The organism is Rhizobium alarense (genome assembly GCF_021555155.1).
In the GTDB taxonomy this organism is placed as follows: Bacteria; Pseudomonadota; Alphaproteobacteria; order Rhizobiales; family Rhizobiaceae; genus Rhizobium_D; species Rhizobium_D alarense.
Map to the genome: position 1 here is coordinate 17294 of NZ_JAKGBU010000053.1, position 20773 is coordinate 38066.

Here is a 20773-nt window from a genome sequence, read left to right on the forward strand (position 1 = left end):
CTCATTGCCCTTGGGTTAGTCGCCTGGAGGACGACATGACCGATTGGGTGAGCGAGGACATGAGTGTCATGCCGGTTGCGAACTGCTGCGACTGCTCAAGCCGATCGACCGCGGTGTTCAGGTCATGGACCTTGTCCCCGCTTTTCGTCCGACGAGGATCGTCTGCAACACGTATCGTGTCCGTCTCTGGTGCGTCGTTTCCCGGCCGCACGAAGAATGAGACGATTCGATCGAGAATACCGGGCGTGCGCTCGGCTCCGGAAGGTTGAAACACGGTTGGATGCGCCGTGTCGCCGTGCGGCGCCACCTTCCGCAGGCCGGTCAGGACCTGCCGATCCACCGAAAGGTCCGGCACCATTGCAGTTTCACTGCCGATCCGGCCTGCAACGATCTGCGAGATGGGAGATGACGCTCCCCCGGTCGCAGCCTCGACCGGCAGCAATGCACGATTAGGCAATCCATCCGCGCTCATCAAAAAGTCCTCGACGCAAAACAAGCCTGGAAACGACTGATCTGGCCCTGAGCTCAGCTTTCGTCCGCCTCATCGATCGCCTCCTTGGCGAAATTGAATAGCGAGTTGTTGAGCGTGAGCGTGTTCGAGATCATGCCGGGCACGAAGGACTCGACGGCGGCGTTCAGCAGCTCCTCGTCACTGTTCGGGTCGACCTTCCTGGTAGCGCTCGCAGGAGCCACCCCTCCACCCCCGGACGTTTCGTCTCCGCCTGTCGCCAGCGGCTTGACATCTGCATCGAAATTCACGGAATCGACCGCCATCGGCACACCCCTTTAGCTTTTGTTAACCACTAGTTATGAGGAACTTTATCGGCTGTCAAACGCAAATCAAAGTATATCGTTAACGGTGACAGCGTAATCTGGCGCTGGTCGGAATTCCCGATAAATTTAATGAAATTCGCATTTGTCAGCGGCATTGAAAAATAGGTGAATTTTGCATTTTGTCCACAAAACGAAATGGATATCCGAATCGTGAAATCTAAACTATATTTGAAGATTCCGCTTTTTTTCATTTTTCATTTGAGTATTGAGCCAACCTGCGATGTGTGAATCTGTGGGTTGTTTCGATGAGCCGAGGTGACGAGCTAATATCGGGTAGCGGAGAAGCGTGGAGAAATGGCAATCATTTCCAATCGCACGGCTCGGATGCGGAGGCCCTTGCCGAAGCTTTGTCGAGCCCGTCTTCGAGGATTTCTGTCAAGTCGCCTAAAAGCGCCTCCCTTTCCTTCGAATGTGAATTTGCAACGGCTCATTGGCTGTCGATCGGGTACTGTCGCTATGAAGGCGACCTCGTGGTCGAGCGGGAGACGGCAACCGACAAGCTGATCATCTTCCTGCCGAGAAAGGGAACGTCCCTCATTGAGCTGGGGAAGGGCGAGGCGCTGTCGGCGCCGGGGCGCGGGATCATCGTCGACAGCACGACCCAAAAAGGCCTCCGATCCAGCGGAATACGCGAGCATCTTGCTCTCATCATAGACACACCGGAACTGCGGCGGCGCCTTGCCTCCCGTCTGCAAAACGGATGTTCCGGCAGCCTCGGCTTCGTCCCCGAAATCGATCTGACGCGCGGCGGCGGTCAGGTGCTGGATCAACTCGCTCAAGCCCTTCACGTCGGGCTTTGCAAAGGCCACGCCTTGAGACAGGCGCCCCTGGCGCTCAATGCGATGACGGAAAGCATGGCCCAGCTCTTGCTCGAGGCGGTGCCGCATCGCTACTCGACTCTCCTCGATCGATGCGTGTCGATGCCTGTCCCGCGCCATGTGCGCCGTGCAATCGACTACATGCACGAGCACATCGGCGATGCCATCACCCTTGAAGATCTCGCAAGGATAAGCAGTGTGAGCACACGAACTCTCCAGCTTGGATTCAAGCAGTTCAAGGAGTCCTCTCCGATGTCCTACCTCCAGTCGCTGCGGCTGGAGAAGGTACATGGAGAACTGAAGACGGCTTGTTCGGGCCAAACGGTCGCCGACATTGCCTTGAAATGGGGGTTCACCCACTTGGGCCGTTTCGCTGCAGAATATCGCGAGCGGTTCGGCGAACGCCCCTCCGCAACCCTTCGCACGCCGGTAGCCTGTAGCGAGCGGGAAAGCGACGAGCGCGTTGCCCGCCCTTTCTGACCTCACGATACGGCGGTCCCCACAGGCTCGGCGGCAGGTGAGGCCTCGGGTCGGGCGTGGCGTGGCAGCCCGAAAGGAAAATAAATATAAGACTGCATGATGTATCGCCATTTGTGGGTTTTCGAATACATTACACCGCGACCGAAATAATACGCTTTACGAAAATATTATCCGAATCGCGAAGTGGGGTGTAGTTTCAAAACATTTTATTGACGGCATTAAGATTCTGGATATTTTCTGCCTCATCTGGAGAATAACGACTTAATCGGGAGACAGATTATTGTAGCGCCGACCTCGGATTCCTCGCATCCGTGGCGCGTCAAGTGGTTATCGCCTTACGAGTTCAGCAAGGACAGCGATCGCATGGGACTGCCGCCATGCGGGCCAGACATAGATTTACAAGGGAATAGGAAATGGTCGAAGCCGTCAGTAATCGGAACTCCGCGAGCCACATCCAGAATGAAATGGATCGCTTGAACAGTTCCAGTCTGCAGGATGAGATCTACCGAGGGATATTTGAAGGTTATAAGGATGACAGCCGCGACTTCCAGAGTATAGACGTTGCGCTGAATCCTGACAAATACGCGCCGGAGCAGAAACTGATTACGCTGCTCGATCTCCTAGAGGCAAAAGAAAAATACGAAAAATACAAGGATCTTCCGAAGCGCTTCAGCGAGAAGCCGCTCAATCAGGAAGAAATCCAAAAAGATCTGAACAACGCGATTGCCGTCCTGCAAAACGATCCGCAGACGCAGTCCCTTCTCACGCAAAAGGTATTCGAAGGCTTTCGCCACATACTGAGCACGGGCAATCGGGTCGCGCCGGAAACCGAGACGGATGCCTCTAAGGTCATCGAGAACACCATCGCCCGCGACAAGGAGGTCAAGGAACTCCGTGAGCTGCTCGCAAACAGTTTCATGGCGGAGATTGTTGACGGGAGCGTCCTGAAAGACGGGTTGTCCTCCGGCAAGGATATCCAGACCGTTCTCCAGGAATACAACAGTGCCCTGGCCTTCTATATGGCGGTGCTTCCCGGAGAAACGGTCACCGCGAACACGGAAAAACTGCAGGCGACGTACAATGAATTCTATGAGACGGAGATCCTGCCGCGCCTGCCTGAACTTGGCGATGCCCTGGACGGCTTGACCAAAGGCGTCGGCTCCGTAACGCCGCAGATCCATGACAGTCTCATCAACAGCAACGTCTTCGGCCAGGGCTTGTGCGACTCCGACCTGATGGGTCAACTGGGTAGCTACGCCAATGGCCAGGAACGGACGGTGAATGGCCGGGCCATTCCGGAAGTCTCGAAACTGGATACGCTTTTCCAGTCCGGCCTCTACGATACTTCGGCGATGCGACGGTTGTTGACGGAAAAGCATCTGACGCGGACCGACAAACCCGTCCCCGCCCTCGAAACGGTGGCTGGCGAGACGATCGACCTTATCGCGAACAACTATGCGGGCGCGGGAAAGGAAGCGTTCAAATCGGATCTTACGGCCCTGTTCCGCGAATTGTGGGGCGATTTCGTCGAACTGGATGGGGGCGACATTCGCGGGCTTGACGGGGCGATCGATCGTTTCCTGCAGCGCAACGGCATCAGCGGCGAAAAGGCCCAGGGTCTGCGCGACGGCGCAAAGATGCTGTTCAACGGTGCGTCGCTGGCGTCGAAAGTAGCCCGCGACAAGACCATGAGCCCGGACGAGATTTCCGCGCTGGTGGTGATGTGCACGAAGCTGGCCGGCAATCACATGAGCGAGACGGGGGTCAGTTCCGGTCTGCGCGGTGGGGCCTCACGTGAAGTCACGAATTTCAATCTGGACACGTGGGATACGTCGCTCCGCAAGGGCCACGATGTCGGAGCCCTGAACAATTCCGGCCAGATCCTGACGGACTTCATAAAGGGGGTCGATGCCGACGCTATCGTCTTCGGCCCGGCGCTGGAGCCCGGCGGCGTTGCGAGCCTGTTTTCCGACACCGTATCCATCCTGGCGGAAAACCTGTTCGGCGGCGCGGAAAACAAGGCCTTTGCCCGGCAGACATTCGCAAGCGATACGCTGACCATCCTGGAAGGCCTGTGGGACAAGTTTTCCAGGGGAGAAATCTCAGCGGCGGATTTGCCAGGCCATCTTGAACGGCTCACGTTCAAGCTGAGTGCGCCGCAAGGTTCCGAGATCGGGACGGGCTCCTATCGCGAGGCCATTGCCCAGGCCGTCACCTCGCTTCTGGAGGCCGGTGCTCTCGTATCGCGCGTGCAGCCGAAGACCCTTGACCAGGATCTCGTCTATCGCGGGGCGGATGGGAAGTTCCATCGCAGGAGCGGCCTCAACACCTATTCGACGCAGGAGATCAGCGCGCTGATCTCGCTTGCCACGGGCCTGGCCGGACGCGGCATCGCAAATGGCGGCGCCACCCATTCGCTCATGCGCGGCGATCGCTCCGACGTTGCGTCTTCGGAGATCGCCGGGAAGCTGTTCAGCACTCAGAACAACGGGTGGGACATCGACGTCTTCGGCAAATATGACATGAAGACGGTTCAGGAAATGTCCGGCAAGATCACCGATCTCGTCAAGGAGCGCGCCCCCGATCTCGACATCGGCGATCCGACCGCCTTTTCCGGAAGTTCAACGGATCTCGAAGACGTACTCGGGGACACCGTGAACTCCATGGCAGAATCGTTCTTCGGGAACAACGTCGAGGATGCGGACCGTTTCAAGGGAAACGTGATGAGCATCGTCTACTATGTCTGGTCCGTCGGTCGGTCGGGTGGGCAGGCCGACACGCTGAGTGCCGAACTTCTCAAAAAGACAGTCGACGAGCGCGTGACCGAACCGCCCAGCAACATGACGCTGGCCGAGTACAAGGACACGATCGTTCGATCCGTCAACGCCGTCATGTACGGCGCGCGCACCGTCTATGCCGGGTTCAATCTGACGCCGGGGGACAACGTGGGCCTTTCGGCACTCGTCCTCTATGCGGCATCGACCGGGGTCAACATCGCGCAGGCTGTGGGCGAGGGGCTGAAGGCCTCCACCAAAGTGCCGAACAACAAGCTGACCGAGTGGTCCAAGATCGCAAGGAACGACGCCGCAGACCTGATCAAGATGGGTGTCAACGTCTCCAATGCTCTCATTTTCACGGCTTGGCTACCCCTTGAAGTGATGTGGCTGCTTCAGGACATCAAGGGGGGAGATCCGGTCAACATCGCTCTCCTTTCCGTGGGGCTTGCCGCGGACACCGTCATTGCGGGCGAGGCCATCGTCGGCGTCGGGCTTGCCCTTGCCAACATGATCAATCGGGTGGCAACGCTGGGATCGATCGGCTTGTCCGGCGCGGCCGGTACCTTTGCCCTGTCGAGTGCTTGGAGCCTCGCCTTCGGCGCTGCCAACCTCGTGTCCACCGCGGCGTGGATGGCCTATTCCGTCTACCAGGGCATCAAGGACAAGAACGCCTTCAAGTCTCAGACGAGAGAACTGGAAGCGACCTTGAAGCGCCTGGTCGACGACCCCATCAAATTCGCGCGCGGCTTCCAGTTCGGCCCGATTAAGATCGGCGATCTGGACAAGCACGAAGCCACGCCCGTCGATTGGGATTCGGTTATCGCGCGACAAAAGGCCCGCGCCCAGGCCTGATCGGCGGGTGGGCGCTTTCAGAACCTGCAGGTGTGATGACACATTCGGCACGGTCGCAAAAGCAGGGCATTTCTACGATGGAAAGCCTGCGTAGCTACGGCATCCATCTTGTTCTTCTCGGTCTGATTGTTGTGACAGCAAGCCCGTCGCCGGCCTTCCTGACGGGAAACAGCATCTCGAACATGCTGATGCAGGTGGCGCCGCTCGGCATCGTTGCCATCGGTCAGGTGCTGGTGATCCTTGTCCGGGGGCTCGACCTCTCGGTTGCCTCCGTCATGGCGACGGCGGCCGTTGTTGCCACCAGTTTCAATGGCCAGAACGGCGATGCATTTTTCGTCTTCGTGGTGGCGATGGCCATCGGCGTGATCGCGGGTCTGGTCAACGGGCTGCTGATCACCAAGCGCAACGTCTCGCCCTTCCTTGCCACCCTTGCCACCCTTGCCACGACGGCCCTGCTGCAAGGTCTGCGCTTTGCCTATACGCAAGGCGCGCCGTCCGGCAACGTACCGCCGATCTACCGCGTGCTTGGATCGCAGACCTTTCTCGATCTACCCATCAACCTGATGATCCTCATAGCCCTCACCATTGTGTTTTCCGTCCCGCAGCACCGTTCGACATGTGGCCGACGTGTCTATCTCATGGGCAGGAACCCGGCGATGGCGCGCCTGGTGGACATCAATCCTGATCGGGTGACGATTGCCAGCTATGTCATTTCCGGCGGCCTCGCGGCACTGGCAGGCCTCATCTATTCCGGCTTCGTCGGAATTGTCGACAACTGGGTCGGCCGAGGCTTCGAGTTTGACTTGATCGTTGCTGCGGTGATGGGCGGCGTTGCCCTTTCGGGTGGGCGCGGCTCAATTTTAGAGCCTGGCCGAAAAAGAGTTGAGTGAAATCAGGTAGTTGTGATTCTGTTTGCTACGAGAATGATTGGTCGAGCGTGGCACCGAGCCCGTCATTCCGTCCCGCAGGAACCGCAAGTTCCAGTACGACTATGACCGCGCCCTCTACAAGCAGCGCAACATTGTCGAGCGCATGTTCTGCCGCTTCAAAGACTGGCGACGCATCTAAACCCGCTTCGACCGAAACGTCAAAACGTCATGGCGCTATCAGCCTCGCCGCCGCCGCCATATGGTGGCTGTAGGGAGTCCGGACCCTAATCCATCCTGGAGGAAATTCGCAGTGGCAGGTCCGCTCCGTGATAAATGGCCTCGCGGATACCGATCCCCTCAACAGACACCGCGATCCGCGGAAACTACCGACCTGCGCCAACTACAAAGGTTTTTTTGAGAAGCTAACGCAGTTTCTCCAACACCGTCGTAAGGAAGTTTGAGCATGCATCGAGCTGGCGTATCGATATATATTCATCGGGCTGATGCCCCTGCGCCATATCACCTGGGCCGATGACGATGGATGGGATCTCAAGCTCTTGAGCGAAGAGACCTGCCTCGGTCCCGAAGGAGACCTTTGAAGACTGGGATGCGGATAAGAGACCTTGGACGAAGGCAAGTGCCGGCGACGTTTTTTCGGTTGTGAGCGCTGGATACAGATTATGGGTGTTGATCGCAACCCCGGCGCCGGGGAAGCTTGAGATCAGAGGGGCAATCCTGCTCGCCACCTTGTCCTTGATGCCGGCAAGGATTGTACTGGCATCGTCGCCGGCGAGATGGCGGATCTCGAAGTCGACGAAGGCATCCTCGGCGACAATATTGAGCGCCTTGCCGCCGCCAATGACGCCCGCGTGGACGGTGCTGTAGGGGATGGGATAGTCGGCGTCGCGGTTGCTGTGTCCTTCCAGTTCAGCCTGGACTTCCCGGATTGCCTCTACGACGGCGCAGGCGAGATGAATCGCGTTGAGGTAAAGCGGTGCGCTGGCGGAATGTCCGGGGGCGCCGCGGCAGTTGGCCCGGGCTGCGAGCTTACCCTTATGACCGATGACCGGCATCATGCTAGTCGGTTCGCCTATGATCGCGAGCGCGGCCTTGAAGTCACGGGATTTCAGGTCCGCCAGCAGGCTGCGGACGCCGACGCAGCCGATCTCCTCGTCATGGGAAAAGGCGATATGCAGCGGGCGCTTTAGCCGCTGGCGCGCGGCCTCCGGTGCGAGCGCCAGAACGCTGGCCAGAAATCCTTTCATGTCGGTCGTGCCACGGCCAAGGACGCGGTCGTTGCGGCGGGTGAGCGTGAATGGGCTGGATGTCCAGGCCTGCCCTTCGATGGGCACGACATCCGTATGTCCCGAGAGAAGGATGCCGTCGTCGCTCGCCGGACCGATCGAGGCGAAGAGGTTCGCCTTCTTGGCCGTGGTGTCATGCACGAGGCGGCAGTCGAAACCGTGTGCTGACAGTTCAGCGCGGCAGAACTCGATTATATCGAGATTGCTCGCTGCACTGATGCTCGGGAAAGCAACAAGCTTTTCCAGAATGTCGAGCGTGCGCATGTCGAATGCTTTCGGTCTTGCGGCCAGGTTCTAGCGGCGGACTTTTGCCGGCCGCTGGCAGTATTCGATGGCGCAGAAGAGGATGACCACGACGAGCAGCACGACAACCGAGGCTGCGGCGATGCGCGGATTGACCGACAGCGTTATGTCGTCCCACATCTGCTTCGGCAAGGTGGTCTTTAGGCCACCGCCGATGAACAGCGCCACCGTCAGTTCCTCGAAGGACTGCAGGAAGCCGGTGACGAAGCCGACGATGAGGCCGGGCTTCACCAAGGGGGCGGTGATGCGCAGCGCAGTCTTCAGGTGTGTCGCGCCGAGCGTGGCGGCGGCCTGATCCAGGCGCCAGTCGTGTTCCTTGAAGGTGGCAAGCAGGATGACGAAGACAATCGGCAGGGCGATGACGCTGTGGCCGATGGCGATCGCGCTGTCGGTTGCGATCATCGACAGGCTGGCAAATAGATAGAATAGCGAGATGGCGATGACGATCGGCGGCACGACCATCGGTGCCATGAACAGCAGGAAGGCGGCACCGGAAAAGCGGCTCTTCGAGCGGGCAAGGCCGAGGGCGGCGAGACCGGCTACGATAACGGTGATGAAGGCCGTTGCGAGGCCTATGCCGAAGGAGCGCAGCGTCGCCGACACCCAAACGGGGGAGGAGAGATAGGCCTCGAACCAGCGAAGGCTGAAGCCCTGCGGCGGGAAAGTCAGGTAATCGGCCTCGGTAAAGGCCATGGGCACGACCCCGACGATCGGGAAGAGCAGGACAATCAGCACGATCCAGCCATAGGTGGACAGCAGGCCCTGGCCGGTAGTGCCCTTGAGATTGCGCGCCGAGAAGCGCTGCACGCTCGCACATACACGGCCGAGCCAGCTTGTAATGAAGAGGCCGAAGCGGCGCAGCTTGCCGTCCGCATGACCTTTCTTGCCTTCACCGGCGATGGAAGACAGCCCGAAAAGCCGGTCATAGACAAAGATTGTCAGCAGCGAGGCCAGCACCAGAAGCACGGCGAGCGTGCTGCCAAAGGTCCAGTTCTGCAACGTGTTAATCTGGGTGATGATCAGCTGGCTGATCATTGTCTCAGTACGGCCACCGACCAGCGAGGGGGTGATGAAGAAGCCGAGCGAGGAGACGAAGACGAGCAGGCCGGCGGTGGCGATGCCGCGGCCGGAGAGGTGGAAGAATATCTGCCAGAAAGCCTGGGCACCGGACGCGCCGAGCGTTTCGGCCGCCATGGTTAGGCGCCGGTCGATCTGGTTCATGATCGGCATCATGGTGATGACGGCAAGCGGCAACATTGTGTGTGTCATGGCGAAGATGACGGTGCCGCGGCTGAAGAGCAGCGCATCGCCGCCGGGCAGGCCGATCTTCTCGAGGCCGGCTGCGACGATGCCGTTGCGGCCGAGCAGCACGAGCCAGGCGAAGTTCTTCACCAGCGCGCTCGTCCAGAAGGGCAGGAGCACGAACATCAGCATGATGCGCTGGCGCCGACCCGGCATGCCGGACAGCCAATAGGCGAGCGGATAACCGAGCAGCAGGCACCAGAGCGTTACCTGCAGCGCGATGCCGAAGGTGGTGCTCAGGACACGCAGATAGACGGTCGAGGAGATCATCCTGGAGTAGGTGGCAAACGACAGGCCGCCCGCGTTGTTGAAAAAGCTGACGGACATCAGCTGGATCGTCGGTGCCAGGAAGAAGACGAGGATGAACAGCAGGCCCGGCACCGCCAGCCAAAAGGGCGAGGGCTTCATCCACTGCCGCAGGCGGCTGTCCGGCCCGGCGCGATTGGAAGAAAGGGATGTCGTCTCAATCACCGTCATCTCGAACGTCTCTATTGCAGGGCAGGAGGCACCGGATGTCTACGCCTCCCGTTTCGGTTACTCAGCCGGCGGCGTAGCGGTTAGCCGGGCGGATCAGGCCGAGATTGTCGCGCAGCGTCGTGCCGGTATATTCGGTCTTGTAGGAGCCGCGCTCCTGCAGGATCGGGATCACCTTGTCGATGTAATCGTCGAGATTGCCCGGATAGTAGCCGATCGGCATCATGAAGCCGTCGCCGCAACCCGCATCGACCCATTTCTCCATGAAGTCCGCGACCTGTTCCGCCGTGCCGCGCATGACGCGGTTGCCGCGGCGATAGGTCGTGCTGATCTCGCGCAGCGTCCTGCCCGAATTGATGAGTTCGGAAATCTGGTTGAAATAGATTGTGTGGTTGTTGGAGGTCTTCGGGATCCGATCGAGCGGAACCGGCTCGTCTAGTGGCAAGTCGAGCAGATTGGTCTCAAGGTCCATGCTCAGATACAGAACGGCGAGTTCCGGCGGGACCAGCGACTGCAGGTATTGGAATTTGTCTTCAGCATCCTTCTCGGTGTCGCCGATGACGGCGTCGAAGCCGGAGAGAATGTTGAACTGGCTCGTATCGCGGCCGTATTTTGCCATGCGGCCTTTGAGGTCGTCGTAGAAAGCCTTGGCCGATTCCATGCTGGAGCCGGTGCCGAAGACAATTTCCGCCGTTTCTGCCGCCAGTTCCTTGCCGGCATCGGAGGCGCCTGCCTGGATGATGACCGGGTGACCCTGCGGCGAGCGGGCGACGTTGAGGCCGCCATAGACCTTGAAGAACTTACCCTGATGGTCGACGACATGGTATTTATTCGGGTCGAACTGCATGGCATTCGCCTTGTCGAAGATGAAGGCGTCGTCTTCCCAAGTGTCCCAATAGGCCTTCACCAGCTCGACGCACTCCTTTGCCTTTTCATAGCGCTCGCCATGGGGCGGTAGGCGCTCGAGGCCGAAATTGCGGGCGGCGTAGTCGTTTGCCGAGGTCACCACGTTCCAGGCGACGCGACCTTTCGAGATGTGATCGAGCGCGGCGAATTGGCGGGCGATGTTGAACGGTTCGAAGAAACTAGTCGAAACCGTACCGCCGAGACCGATATGCTTTGTGTGGAGCGCGAGCGCAGTCAGGACTGTAATTGGCTCAAGACCATTCTGGTAGATCGGTGACTTGGTCCAGGTGTCAAGATATTCAGTGCGGGTTGCCGGCGTGTCGGCGATGAAGAACAGGTCGAATAGCCCCTCCTCCAGCCGTTGGGCCGTACGGATATAGTAATCGATATTAGTGTCGGCGCCTGCTTCGGCTTCCGGCAGGCGCCAGCCGGCCTTGTGATAGCCGTTGGCCTGGAAAAGGCAGCTCAGTACGATCTTTTTCTTGCTCATCTTCGTGCTCATGCAAATTCGCCTTGCGTCGCCCACGGGCCGGGCAAATCACGGAAAGAGACCGGACGCCCTCAAACTGCGGGACATGCTGGATATCCGGTGAAACGTATGCCCGGGCAAGGTAGAGGGCCCGGGCATCGGGGAACTAGAGAAGCAGGAATTCCTGCATGCGCTCAACAGCTTCGTCGTAATTCGCCGACCACCACTTTGAGTTGATTTCGTAGAGGTTACCGAAGTTTTCCGGTGCTGTGGGCAGGACGGCGCGGCGTTCGGCCGGCATGAAGTCGAAGGACTTCTTGTTGGTCGGGCCGTTTGCGACGATGCTTGTATAGGCCGCCTGCTGTTCCGGCTTCGTGCAGAACTTGATGAATTCATGCGCTGCCGCCGTGTTCGGTGCACCCAAGACGATCGACCAGCCATCGACGCTGTAGCCACCCTGCCAGACGGTCTTGACAGGAGCGCCGGAAGCGGTTGCCGCATAGGCGCGGGCCGACCAGGTGTCGGTGGCATCGACTTCGCCGTTCTGCAGGATCTGCGTGTTGTGCGCGCCGCTGGTCCACCAGACGGCAACATGCGGCTTCAGCTCTTCGAGCTTCTTGAAGGCGCGGTCCATGTCGAGCGGATAGAGGTCCTTCGGCGCGACACCATCGGCGAGCAGCGCGAATTCAAGGGCTGCCCAAGCGCCCTTGTAGAAGCCGCGACGACCCGGGAACGTCTCGACATCCCAGAACTCGGCCCAGTTCGACGGGCCGGCTTCCTTGAACTTGTCGGTGCGGTAAGCCATGACGGCGCCGAAGACGGAGAAGCCGAGCCAGTTGTCGGTCAGCATGCCGGGCAGGATGTCTGCCGTGTCCGGGCTGTCGATTTCGAGCGGCGCGATATACTGCTTGTCTTCCGACAGGCGCATGACGTGGTCGGGTGTGACCATGCAGACGTCCCAGAGATAAGACTTAGTATCGACCTGCAGCTTGAACTGGGTGACCGGATCCGGATCGTGCGCCACGCCGACGACCTTGATGCCGGTCGCCTTTTCGAAGGGCTCGTAAAAGGCTTTCTTGATGGCTTCGCCCGGCGCGCCGCCGACGTCTGCGACGGTCAGCTGACCGGCTGCGAAGGAGGAGCGCATCAAGGCAGGGGTGGCAAGCGCACCGGCGGCGAGGCCGGCAGTCTTCAAAACATTACGGCGCGTAGGCATAAGAAACGACGACATCTTGGTTCCCTTCTTTGTTATCGTTTGAGGCATGCGATGCACGGGCGAGCGGTCACTTGTCGAGGAAGCGGGTATCCTCCGGTTTCCAGGACAGGCCCACCATGTCGCCGATCGGAAGATACGGCAGGCTCGACGAGCGGCGCGCGGTGACGGTGAAACCGCTCTCGAGCCGGATCATCAGCGAGCATTCCGGGCCAGCGTAGATCGTCTCGATCAGGCGGCCGGACAGCATGGCGCCTTTCGGGGCTTCGATGCGGATATGTCCGGGACGCAGCACCAGGTAGCCGCGTTCGGCGTTCGCCTCCTGCGGCAGCGGCAGGGCGCCGTCGGAGGTCTGGAGGCGTCCGTTCGAAACGCTGCCCTCGAAGATGTTTGAAATGCCGATGAAGTCGGCGGCAAAGCGACTGGTCGGGCGCTCGTACATTTCCTGCGGGCTGCAGATCTGCTCGATGCGGCCGGAATTCATCAGACAGATGCGGTCGGACAGTGCCAGCGCCTCTTCCTGGTCGTGGGTGACGAAGATGATCGTCGAGCCCGTCTCGCGGTGAATGCGGCGGATCTCGATCTGCATCGCCTCGCGCAGCTTGCGGTCGAGTGCAGAAAGCGACTCGTCCATCAGGATCAGCGAGGGGCTGTAGACGAGGCAGCGGGCAAGCGCCACGCGCTGCTGCTGGCCGCCGGAAAGCTCTGAGGGAAAACGCTTGCCGAAATCGGCGAGCCCGATCATTTCCAGCACTTCGGCGATGCGCTTGTTTGCATCGGCCTTGGCCACGCGGCGCATGTCCAGCGGGAAAGCGATGTTTTCATGCACGGTCAGATGCGGGAAGAGCGCATAGTTCTGGAAGACGACGCCGACATCGCGCTCGCTCGCAAGGCTTTCGGTGTGGTCGCGGCCATCGATATCGAGTCGGCCGCCGCTCGGCTTCACGAGGCCGCAGATCAATTGAAGCAGTGTCGTCTTGCCGGAACCCGAGGGGCCGAGAAGGGTGAGCAGTTCACCGGAATTGACCTTCAGGTCGGTCGGGTTCAGCGCGGCAAAGCCGTCATAGAATTTGCAAAGGCCCTGAGCATGGAGCTTCAATTTCGCCGGTTCTTCCGGGGTGCCGATCGGCGTTGCTGTCGTCAGGTCGATCACGCTGTTTTTCATGTAGCTACTTTGTCCAATAGTTCCGGCCCAGATGCCGCTTCCCACCAGGCTGGAGCGTCTTGACGGCAAGTAAGCCGGACGGGTCGGGGGGTGTAAATTATGAAATTCTGGCCCAGTGCTTAGCCCCTGTCTAATCATTGGCCGGTGCCGAAAAAATGGGCAAGGCTGATTTGGGTCGCAGGCGTACGGTGGAGCGGGCAGTCGTCAGTCAAGACGAATGCGCTTCTCCATCACGGGTGCCACCATGCCGGGGATATAGGCGTCGGAGATGCGGTTGCGGCAATGGTTTTCGAAAAGCTCGATAAGCCGCGACTTGCGCCTTTCCTTGGGCGAAACGAGGCCGATCACCATCGGCCGATGATCGCCAGCGAGCCTGACGCGCACGACCTTACGACCGTCCATGGCGGTGTCCGAGCGTGGCCGGACATTGGCGAGCGTGTATCCGTATCCATTGGCGACCATGGTTCTCAGGATGTCCTGGTGCGGAGAGCGGGCCGCGATGTGGGGGGTGAGCCCTTCCTGGATGAAGATCGCGAGAAAATATTCGCGGCTGATCGGCAGATCGAGAAGAAGCAGCGGCTCGGTCGCGATGTCCTTGATGGTAACCGCCGACAGGCGAGCAAAGGGGTGGATTTCGCCGACGAGGACATGCGGCGGCAGGCTTGCCAGTGGCACGAAATCGAAGCCTTCGGGCACGTGCAGATCGTAGGTGATCGCGACGTCGATTTCGGCGCTCGCCAGTTTCTGCAGCAGCGTGTCGTGATCACCGACGACCTGCATCACCTTGGTCGATGGGAAGGCGGAGGTGAAGGCGTGGGAAAGCTCCGGCATGATCATCGGCGCCAGCGTCACCATGCAGCCGAGCGTCAGCTGTCCACGGATCTTGTCATTCGCCTCGCTGGCGACTTCGTAAAGCTGCTGGGCATGTTCGACCAGACGCTTGGCTTCAACGAGAAGCGCCTTGCCGGCCGGTGTCAGGGTGAGGCCCTGTGCATGGCGGCGCACGAAGAGCTGGGTGTCCAGTTCCTGCTCGAGATGGGCGATTGCGGTGGAGATAGAGGGCTGGGAAATATTCACCCGTTCGGAGGCAAGCGTGATGCTGCCCGTCTCTGCCGTTGCGATGAAATATTCGATCTGACGAAGCGTGTAACGCATACCGCGGCCCGAACCCTACTGCACACATCTGGCGACACGGCCCTGACGAGGTCGCAGGGCTGCGGCCTCGTCATGCGGCTTATCAGTTCATTCTTTTAAGGAAGCATGCCGGTTTCGGGAAGACCAATGTCGGCAACCGGAGTTTTCATTCGTCGCCCGGAACGCCGTAACTCGGCGCCAACTGGGGCTTGGTGGCACGGGTGACATAATCTTCGAGCTGCGGCTTGTAGAGCCACCAGAGGTTTGCAAGTTCTTCGATCGGATCGTCCTCCGTCCAGTCGATCCTGAGATCGGCGATCGGCCAGCTGACCTCACGCACCATCAGCAGGCCGGCGGAATGGACCGGCCCGGCTTCCCCGCCCGCAGCAACGCCTACCTGCATGGCGGCGATCAACCGATCGCCAAGCGCGCCTTCGCTTGCTTCGAAGGCCGCGACCATCTTTGCCGGCACCTCCGTGTTCGACAGAAGGTTGCCAGCAGCGGCGCAATCCTTGCCCTTTGCCATCTCGTGGACGCCGAGCGTTTGCGATCCGGCGTGAAGGGCGACCCGGCCGGCGGCGTCGAGCAGGACCACCTGGCGATAGTCGGCGGTATCATAGCCATCGAGAAGCCGGGCCAATGCCTCCTCGGCCGAGAGCCCGGACTGCATCAGGTCGAGCCCCTTTGGCCCTAGCGAGGGATCGGTGATGTTTTGCGTCGCCACCACGCCGACGCCCGGCCGCGCATGGGCGCAGCGCGCCGCAACGGCAGGAGAAGACGACGAGATGGCGATGCCGAGCGTGCCGGTCTTTTCGCAATGGCCGCTGATGGAGAAGGTCATGGATTGGCCTCTTGCTGTTGTTGCTTAGTCGGGGATGACGGCGGTTGCGTCGATTTCCACCAACCATTCCGGACGAGCGAGTGCGGAGACGATGATGCCTGTCGAAACCGGATAGACGCCCTTGAGCCATTTTCCCACGACGCGATAGACGGCTTCGCGATAGCGCGGGTCGATAAGGTAGATGGTGATCTTGGTGATGTGCTCCAATTCGCCGCCGGCTTCCTTTAGCAACATGGCTATGTTGGCCATGGCCTGCTCAGCCTGTGCGCCCGCATCGCCTATGCCGACATTTTCGGACGTGTCGAGATCCTGGCCGATCTGGCCGCGCAGGAATATCAGGCTTCCGCGGGCGACCACTACTTGGCAGAGATCGTTGTCAAGATTCTGCTCGGGATAGGTGACCTTGGTGTTGAACTGGCGGATGCGCTTGTGGACGACCATTATTTCTGAACCTTTTCGACGTTTATGAGAGGATGTCTGCCGCTTAAGCCGAAACAGCGAGTGGTTCGATCCGCGTCGGACGTCCGTAGGCGCGGCTCGAATAGATGAGAGGCATGCCATCGCCCTCGTCGGAAATGGCGACTACCTCGCCGATGAAGATGTGGTGGGTGCTGATCTGCTGTTCGCTTGCCAGCCGGCATTCGAAGGAAATCAGTCCGCCACGAAGTCTGGGCGCGCCCGTCACACCCATTTCCCAGTCGGTCGAGGAGAATTTCTCGTCGCCGGTGCCGGCCATGCGGCCTGCGAAGCGGTCGGAAATCGCCGACTGATCGTCCTTGAGGATATTGACGCAAAAGGTGCCGTTTTCCCTGATCGCCTGGGCCGTCACACTGCTCTGGTTCATACACACGAGAAGCGTGGGCGAGGCGCCGTCGGCTGCGACCGATGACATGGCCGAGACCGTTGCGCCCGATCGTCCGGCGGGGCCGGCGGTCGTGACGATGTTGACGGTGCAGGCCGTCTTGCTCATGGCGCTGACGAATGCTGCTTTCAAGTTGTTTTCCAACGGCATATCCTCTTCAAAGATGCTTTTCCCGATTGCACGGTCACTCCGCCGCCTTCAGCGCGGCCTGTGCGTTGAGCCAAAGAGAAACGGCGCTGTCGCCTGCGGTCCGGGTCGTCGCGCCCATGACGCGGTCCGACAGGCCCGCTGCATGCTTGACGAATTCCATCGGGCCCTCCCAATCGAAATTGCGATAGACCGCGGCCAGGTGCGCGAAAGGTGGCGATTGCGCGAAGAGCTGGAAAGTCAGCCGATGGCCGGCATAGTCGGAATTCAGCATGTCGCGGGCAAAGGCCAGCAGCTTGCGGCGGTCATCCGCCATCCAGTCCGCGTTGACGGTGTAGAATTTCTCCAGCCACGGCCCGGTTTCCGGCGCGTCGAAGGCTGCCTTGTCCGGAGTGACGCAGATCTGCCCGCCGCAGAGTTCGCGGGCGATATGCATCATGTGGTGGAGCTGCGATGAGGCAAGGACGCGCCCAGCATAAAGGAGCGACTGGTTCGGCATAATCAGACCGCCCGGCGAGCGTTCGGCAAGCGTGATAGACGCGGTCAAATGGGCATTGATACCCTCGCGGTAGCATGCGAGTTGGGCGAGCTTTTCCTGCACGGCCTGCAGCTTGTCGAGGCCGGTCTGGCGCACATTGAAGAGCGCCGCGCCAATCATCATGTCGGCGAATTTCAGGTTGCGCTGGGTGAAGGCAAAGGCCGAATAGCGATGCAGGGTGGCCCGCATGAACATCGCCGCCCGAGTATGGCGGTAGAAAAGCACGTTCTCCCAGGGCACCAGCACGTCGTCGAAGATAACCAGCGTGTCGAGCTCGTCGAAACGGTTGGAGAGCGGGTAGTCCTCCGCCGGTGCCCGGCCGGCAAAGCCGGTGCGGCAGATGAATTTCAGGCCGGGAGAATCGAGATCGCAGATGAAGCCGACGGCATAACCCGAATAGGCTTCATCGCCCCAGTTGGCGATGGTCGGCTTGGTGAAGGCTTGGTTGGCATAAGCGGCGGCGGTTTCGTATTTCGCCCCGCGCACGACGATGCCCTGGTCCGTTTCCTTCACGACATGCAGCAGCATGTCCGGGTCCTGCTCCTGCGGCGGCCGGGAGCGATCACCCTTGGGATCGGTATTGGCCGAGACATGAAACGGATCGGCATGCAGAACCCTGCCGATGTGTGTGCGGATGTTTTCCGAAAACTGCGGATCGACCTCGTTCAAAACGTCCTGACCGTCGAAGAGGGACCACATTTCCCCGACGGTCTCGTCGCCGACGCGGGTGACAATGCCGCCCAGATCTTCCAGCACGGTATCGGTCGCCCGCCTTTTGTCCCACCAGTCGGACTGGGTGTGCGGCAGGCGGTTGTTGATACCGTGCCAGTCGCCATCCTGCTGATAAGCCATGATATGCCGCGTCGCCGGATCATGCTGCATATCGTAGATGCGGGCGCGGATATCGACCAGCGGCTTGAACATCGGGTGGACGGTGACGTCCCTGACGCGCTCGCCATTGACATAGATCTCGCGCGTGCCGCGGATCGAATCCCGGTATTCGCTGCCCGTTCTGATCATCTGAAAGCCTCAGGGCCGATTACCAACAACCCCTCAATGCGCGTAGGACGGATCTTCCTTGTCGAGCAGACGTTTCATCTCCTCGAAATGAGCGATGGAGAAGTCGGCGATGCCTTCCCAGTCCTGGGCGGTCTTTTCCGCCACGTCATCGGAGAGGACATTGAGCGGCTGGCCGGTGGCGTAGGCGTTGACGAGCACCTGGCAAGCACGCTCCATCGTGTAGATATCGTCGAATGCCTCGCCGATCGTGCCGGACGTGACCATGACGCCGTGATTGCCCATCATCAGGCGCGACTTGTTGCCGAGCAACCCGATGAGGCGTGCGCCTTCCGATTCCGTATCGGCCAGGCCGCCATACGTGTCGTCGACCGCGACACGGTTGAAATAGCGCGCCGTGTTCTGGTCGATCGGCTTGATCGTCGGGTCCTTCAGCGTGGCGATGGTGGTGGCGTAGATCGGGTGCAGGTGGATCGCGACGCGGATGTGTGGGGCAAGCTTGTGGAGCTGCCCATGGATCGCCCAGGCGGTGGAATCGACGTCCGGACGGCTCTTCGCTTCCTTATCATCGGCATCGAGCAGGATGAGATCACTCGCCTTGATGATGGAGAAGTGCTTCCACTTGGGGTTCAGCAGGAACTTGCTGCCATCCGCCGAGACGGTAGCGCTAAAATGGTTGGCGACAGCCTCGTGCATGCCGAGCTTGGCAACGATACGGAATGTTGCGGCAAGGTCGATCCTGATCTGCCGTTCGTCGGTCGTCGTCATTTCATTCCCCTTCATGGCACTGCCGGCCCGTCCCTGTCGTGAGGTCGGTCCACATCCCTTTTGCGTGAGATAAAAGGGCAGGGCACCTCGTTGTAAAATAAGAAAATCCTGACCGCTGATTAGGCGCAGGCTAAGGCCGCGCTTAATCAGGGCAATTCTTGACCTGTTTAGGAACAGACTAAGCAGCGCTGATTGAAATCCTATTTTTCGCAAGCAGCGGCCTCCAATAAACAGAATGACAGGAGCCACGCATTTCACCGATGCCTGGACCTAAGAAAGAGACGCTGAATGCCTATCGAGAAAATTCATACGCTGGTCGTCGGCGGCGGCCAGGCCGGTATCGCCATGAGCGAACATCTTAGTCGACAAGGGATCGAGCATCTGGTGTTGGAGAGGCACCGTATTGCCGAAAAATGGCGGACAAGCCGCTGGGACTCCCTCGTAGCCAATGGACCCGCTTGGCACGATCGTTTCCCAAACATGACTTTCGATGATATCGATCCCTTGAGCTTCGCCAGCAAGGATAGGATCGTCCGCTATTTCGAGGAATATGCGAAGCAGATCAATGCCCCGATCCGCTGCGGCGTGGAGGTATTTTCTGCAGCGCCGAAGTCCGACGCCTATGGCTTCATCGTCGAAACGTCCGAGGGGGTGATCGAGGCGGAGAACGTCGTTGCGGCGACGGGCGCATTCCAGAGGCCGATCATCCCGCCAGTTATTCCAGTGGATGCGGGTGTTACGCAGATCCACTCAAACGAGTACCGCAATCCAGCGCAGTTGCCGCAAGGGGCGGTTCTGGTGATCGGTGCGGGTTCTTCCGGTTCGCAGATCGCCGATGAGATTTTGCGCTCCGGTCGAACCGTTTATCTGGCCGTTGGTCCGCATGAGAAGCCGCCGCTGCGTTATCGTGGCAAGGATTTCTGCTGGTGGCTCGGCGTTCTGGGCCATTGGGACATCGAAACGCCGGATCCATTGACAGAACATGTGACAATCGCGGTGAGTGGCGCGAACGGCCAGACTGTCGATTTCCGCGAGTTTGCGGAGCGAGGCATGAAGCTCGTTGGCAAAGCCGAGCGATACGAAAGCGGCATCCTCCACATCGCGCAGGATCTGGCTCAGAATATTGCCGATGGCGAGGCGAGTTACATGGCGCTTCTCGATGAGGCGGATGCGTATGCCGAAAAACATGGTATAAATCTTCCCGACGATCCCGATGCCCGCAGGATGCGGCCGATGCCGGATTGTGTTTCCAATCCGATCCTTGAGATAGACCTGAAAGCGGCTGGTGTTCGGTCGGTGATTTGGGCGACTGGGTACGCGCTCGATTTCAGCTGGATCAAGGGCGGCGATTTCGATCACAAGGGACGACCGCGGCATGAAAAGGGCATTACCCATATACCGGGCCTGTATGTTCTCGGCCTCCCCTGGCTAACGCGCCGCGCCTCCCCCTTTATCTGGGGGGTGTGGCACGATGCGGAGCATCTAAGCGCTCACATTGCAGGCCGTCAGGAGAACGATCGTGTTGGATCGATAATAGGAATGAGTGAACCTGAGAGCGCATACTAAGAAAGGGTTCAGTTTGGAAGTTTCTCCTGATCCCATTGGCGGTCTCGCAGACTTTGGCTCAGGGGCTTTTCAAGATGAGAAGCATCTGAATCGCTGGTGCAAACGGGAGGTTTGCGATGGGTTCAGCGCTTTCA

At 59.7% G+C, this 20773-nt stretch carries 18 protein-coding genes; 5 read left to right on the plus strand and 13 right to left on the minus strand.

Going from position 1 to position 20773, the window contains the following annotated elements; genetic code table 11:
- Position 1: 1 nt before the first annotated feature.
- Positions 2–472 carry a hypothetical protein gene (locus LXM94_RS16630; RefSeq protein WP_235772591.1) on the minus strand — a complete coding sequence of 157 codons (471 nt, stop codon included), beginning with the start codon at positions 470–472 and terminating at the stop codon, positions 2–4.
- Positions 473–525: 53 nt separating this feature from the next.
- On the minus strand, positions 526–774 hold the full coding sequence (locus tag LXM94_RS16635; protein ID WP_235772592.1) for a hypothetical protein: 249 nt from the start codon (positions 772–774) through the stop codon (positions 526–528).
- A gap of 305 nt (positions 775–1079) precedes the next feature.
- Between LXM94_RS16635 and LXM94_RS16640 the strand changes: the two genes are divergently transcribed.
- The 4 genes from LXM94_RS16640 (at position 1080) to LXM94_RS16655 (ending at position 6829) form a co-directional block, all read left to right on the plus strand.
- On the plus strand, positions 1080–2132 hold the full coding sequence (locus LXM94_RS16640) for an AraC family transcriptional regulator (RefSeq protein WP_235772593.1): 1053 nt from the start codon (positions 1080–1082) through the stop codon (positions 2130–2132).
- Between the two features lie 413 nt (positions 2133–2545).
- Positions 2546–5761, plus strand: coding sequence for a hypothetical protein (locus tag LXM94_RS16645; protein ID WP_235772594.1), 3216 nt, complete (start codon positions 2546–2548; stop codon positions 5759–5761).
- A gap of 77 nt (positions 5762–5838) precedes the next feature.
- Complete coding sequence (locus LXM94_RS16650) at positions 5839–6651, plus strand: ABC transporter permease (RefSeq protein ID WP_235772595.1); 813 nt, start codon at positions 5839–5841, stop codon at positions 6649–6651.
- 37 nt (positions 6652–6688) lie between these two features.
- Positions 6689–6829 (plus strand): hypothetical protein, encoded by a 141-nt coding sequence (locus LXM94_RS16655; protein ID WP_408015654.1) that lies wholly within the window; start codon positions 6689–6691, stop codon positions 6827–6829.
- 223 nt (positions 6830–7052) lie between these two features.
- Here LXM94_RS16655 and argE read toward each other — a convergent pair whose 3' ends face one another.
- From argE to LXM94_RS16710, 11 genes are all read right to left on the minus strand, one after another.
- Positions 7053–8198, minus strand: coding sequence for an acetylornithine deacetylase (argE, locus tag LXM94_RS16660; RefSeq protein WP_235772596.1), 1146 nt, complete (start codon positions 8196–8198; stop codon positions 7053–7055).
- Between the two features lie 30 nt (positions 8199–8228).
- Complete coding sequence (locus LXM94_RS16665; RefSeq protein WP_235772597.1) at positions 8229–10016, minus strand: ABC transporter permease subunit; 1788 nt, start codon at positions 10014–10016, stop codon at positions 8229–8231.
- A 61-nt stretch (positions 10017–10077) separates the two neighbouring features.
- Positions 10078–11409 carry an LLM class flavin-dependent oxidoreductase gene (locus LXM94_RS16670; protein WP_235772598.1) on the minus strand — a complete coding sequence of 444 codons (1332 nt, stop codon included), beginning with the start codon at positions 11407–11409 and terminating at the stop codon, positions 10078–10080.
- A 145-nt stretch (positions 11410–11554) separates the two neighbouring features.
- Complete coding sequence (locus LXM94_RS16675; protein ID WP_235772599.1) at positions 11555–12619, minus strand: ABC transporter substrate-binding protein; 1065 nt, start codon at positions 12617–12619, stop codon at positions 11555–11557.
- A gap of 52 nt (positions 12620–12671) precedes the next feature.
- The gene (locus tag LXM94_RS16680) at positions 12672–13766 is read right to left on the minus strand and encodes an ABC transporter ATP-binding protein (protein ID WP_235772600.1); all 1095 of its coding nucleotides are present in this window, start codon (positions 13764–13766) and stop codon (positions 12672–12674) included.
- A gap of 204 nt (positions 13767–13970) precedes the next feature.
- A complete protein-coding gene (locus LXM94_RS16685) occupies positions 13971–14921 on the minus strand; it encodes a LysR family transcriptional regulator (protein ID WP_235772601.1) in 951 nt (316 codons plus the stop codon).
- A 145-nt stretch (positions 14922–15066) separates the two neighbouring features.
- On the minus strand, positions 15067–15741 hold the full coding sequence (locus LXM94_RS16690) for a DUF1028 domain-containing protein (RefSeq protein ID WP_235772602.1): 675 nt from the start codon (positions 15739–15741) through the stop codon (positions 15067–15069).
- A gap of 24 nt (positions 15742–15765) precedes the next feature.
- Positions 15766–16182 (minus strand): RidA family protein, encoded by a 417-nt coding sequence (locus LXM94_RS16695; protein WP_235772603.1) that lies wholly within the window; start codon positions 16180–16182, stop codon positions 15766–15768.
- Positions 16183–16225: 43 nt separating this feature from the next.
- Positions 16226–16735 carry a flavin reductase family protein gene (locus LXM94_RS16700; protein ID WP_235772604.1) on the minus strand — a complete coding sequence of 170 codons (510 nt, stop codon included), beginning with the start codon at positions 16733–16735 and terminating at the stop codon, positions 16226–16228.
- Positions 16736–16787: 52 nt separating this feature from the next.
- Entirely contained in the window at positions 16788–18308 is a 1521-nt protein-coding gene (locus tag LXM94_RS16705; RefSeq protein WP_235772605.1) for a 4-hydroxyphenylacetate 3-hydroxylase family protein, read from the minus strand.
- A 33-nt stretch (positions 18309–18341) separates the two neighbouring features.
- The gene (locus LXM94_RS16710) at positions 18342–19073 is read right to left on the minus strand and encodes a class II aldolase and adducin N-terminal domain-containing protein (protein WP_235772606.1); all 732 of its coding nucleotides are present in this window, start codon (positions 19071–19073) and stop codon (positions 18342–18344) included.
- Between the two features lie 288 nt (positions 19074–19361).
- On the opposite strand from LXM94_RS16710, the gene LXM94_RS16715 reads away from it, so the two are divergent.
- Positions 19362–20639 (plus strand): flavin-containing monooxygenase, encoded by a 1278-nt coding sequence (locus LXM94_RS16715; protein ID WP_235772607.1) that lies wholly within the window; start codon positions 19362–19364, stop codon positions 20637–20639.
- The last annotated feature ends 134 nt before the right edge of the window (positions 20640–20773 follow it).

What these genes read in the sequence shown, in the direction of transcription:
- LXM94_RS16665 (WP_235772597.1), bottom strand. Translation starts at nt 10,016, where the DNA reads ATGACGGTGATTGAGACGACATCCCTTTCTTCCAATCGCGCCGGGCCG.
- LXM94_RS16645 (WP_235772594.1), top strand. Translation starts at nt 2,546, where the DNA reads ATGGTCGAAGCCGTCAGTAATCGGAACTCCGCGAGCCACATCCAGAAT.
- LXM94_RS16690 (WP_235772602.1), bottom strand. Translation starts at nt 15,741, where the DNA reads ATGACCTTCTCCATCAGCGGCCATTGCGAAAAGACCGGCACGCTCGGC.
- LXM94_RS16630 (WP_235772591.1), bottom strand. Translation starts at nt 472, where the DNA reads ATGAGCGCGGATGGATTGCCTAATCGTGCATTGCTGCCGGTCGAGGCT.
- LXM94_RS16695 (WP_235772603.1), bottom strand. Translation starts at nt 16,182, where the DNA reads ATGGTCGTCCACAAGCGCATCCGCCAGTTCAACACCAAGGTCACCTAT.
- LXM94_RS16675 (WP_235772599.1), bottom strand. Translation starts at nt 12,619, where the DNA reads ATGTCGTCGTTTCTTATGCCTACGCGCCGTAATGTTTTGAAGACTGCC.
- LXM94_RS16715 (WP_235772607.1), top strand. Translation starts at nt 19,362, where the DNA reads ATGCCTATCGAGAAAATTCATACGCTGGTCGTCGGCGGCGGCCAGGCC.
- LXM94_RS16710 (WP_235772606.1), bottom strand. Translation starts at nt 19,073, where the DNA reads ATGACGACGACCGACGAACGGCAGATCAGGATCGACCTTGCCGCAACA.
- LXM94_RS16635 (WP_235772592.1), bottom strand. Translation starts at nt 774, where the DNA reads ATGGCGGTCGATTCCGTGAATTTCGATGCAGATGTCAAGCCGCTGGCG.
- LXM94_RS16640 (WP_235772593.1), top strand. Translation starts at nt 1,080, where the DNA reads ATGAGCCGAGGTGACGAGCTAATATCGGGTAGCGGAGAAGCGTGGAGA.
- argE (WP_235772596.1), bottom strand. Translation starts at nt 8,198, where the DNA reads ATGCGCACGCTCGACATTCTGGAAAAGCTTGTTGCTTTCCCGAGCATC.
- LXM94_RS16685 (WP_235772601.1), bottom strand. Translation starts at nt 14,921, where the DNA reads ATGCGTTACACGCTTCGTCAGATCGAATATTTCATCGCAACGGCAGAG.
- LXM94_RS16670 (WP_235772598.1), bottom strand. Translation starts at nt 11,409, where the DNA reads ATGAGCAAGAAAAAGATCGTACTGAGCTGCCTTTTCCAGGCCAACGGC.
- LXM94_RS16705 (WP_235772605.1), bottom strand. Translation starts at nt 18,308, where the DNA reads ATGATCAGAACGGGCAGCGAATACCGGGATTCGATCCGCGGCACGCGC.
- LXM94_RS16680 (WP_235772600.1), bottom strand. Translation starts at nt 13,766, where the DNA reads ATGAAAAACAGCGTGATCGACCTGACGACAGCAACGCCGATCGGCACC.
- LXM94_RS16650 (WP_235772595.1), top strand. Translation starts at nt 5,839, where the DNA reads ATGGAAAGCCTGCGTAGCTACGGCATCCATCTTGTTCTTCTCGGTCTG.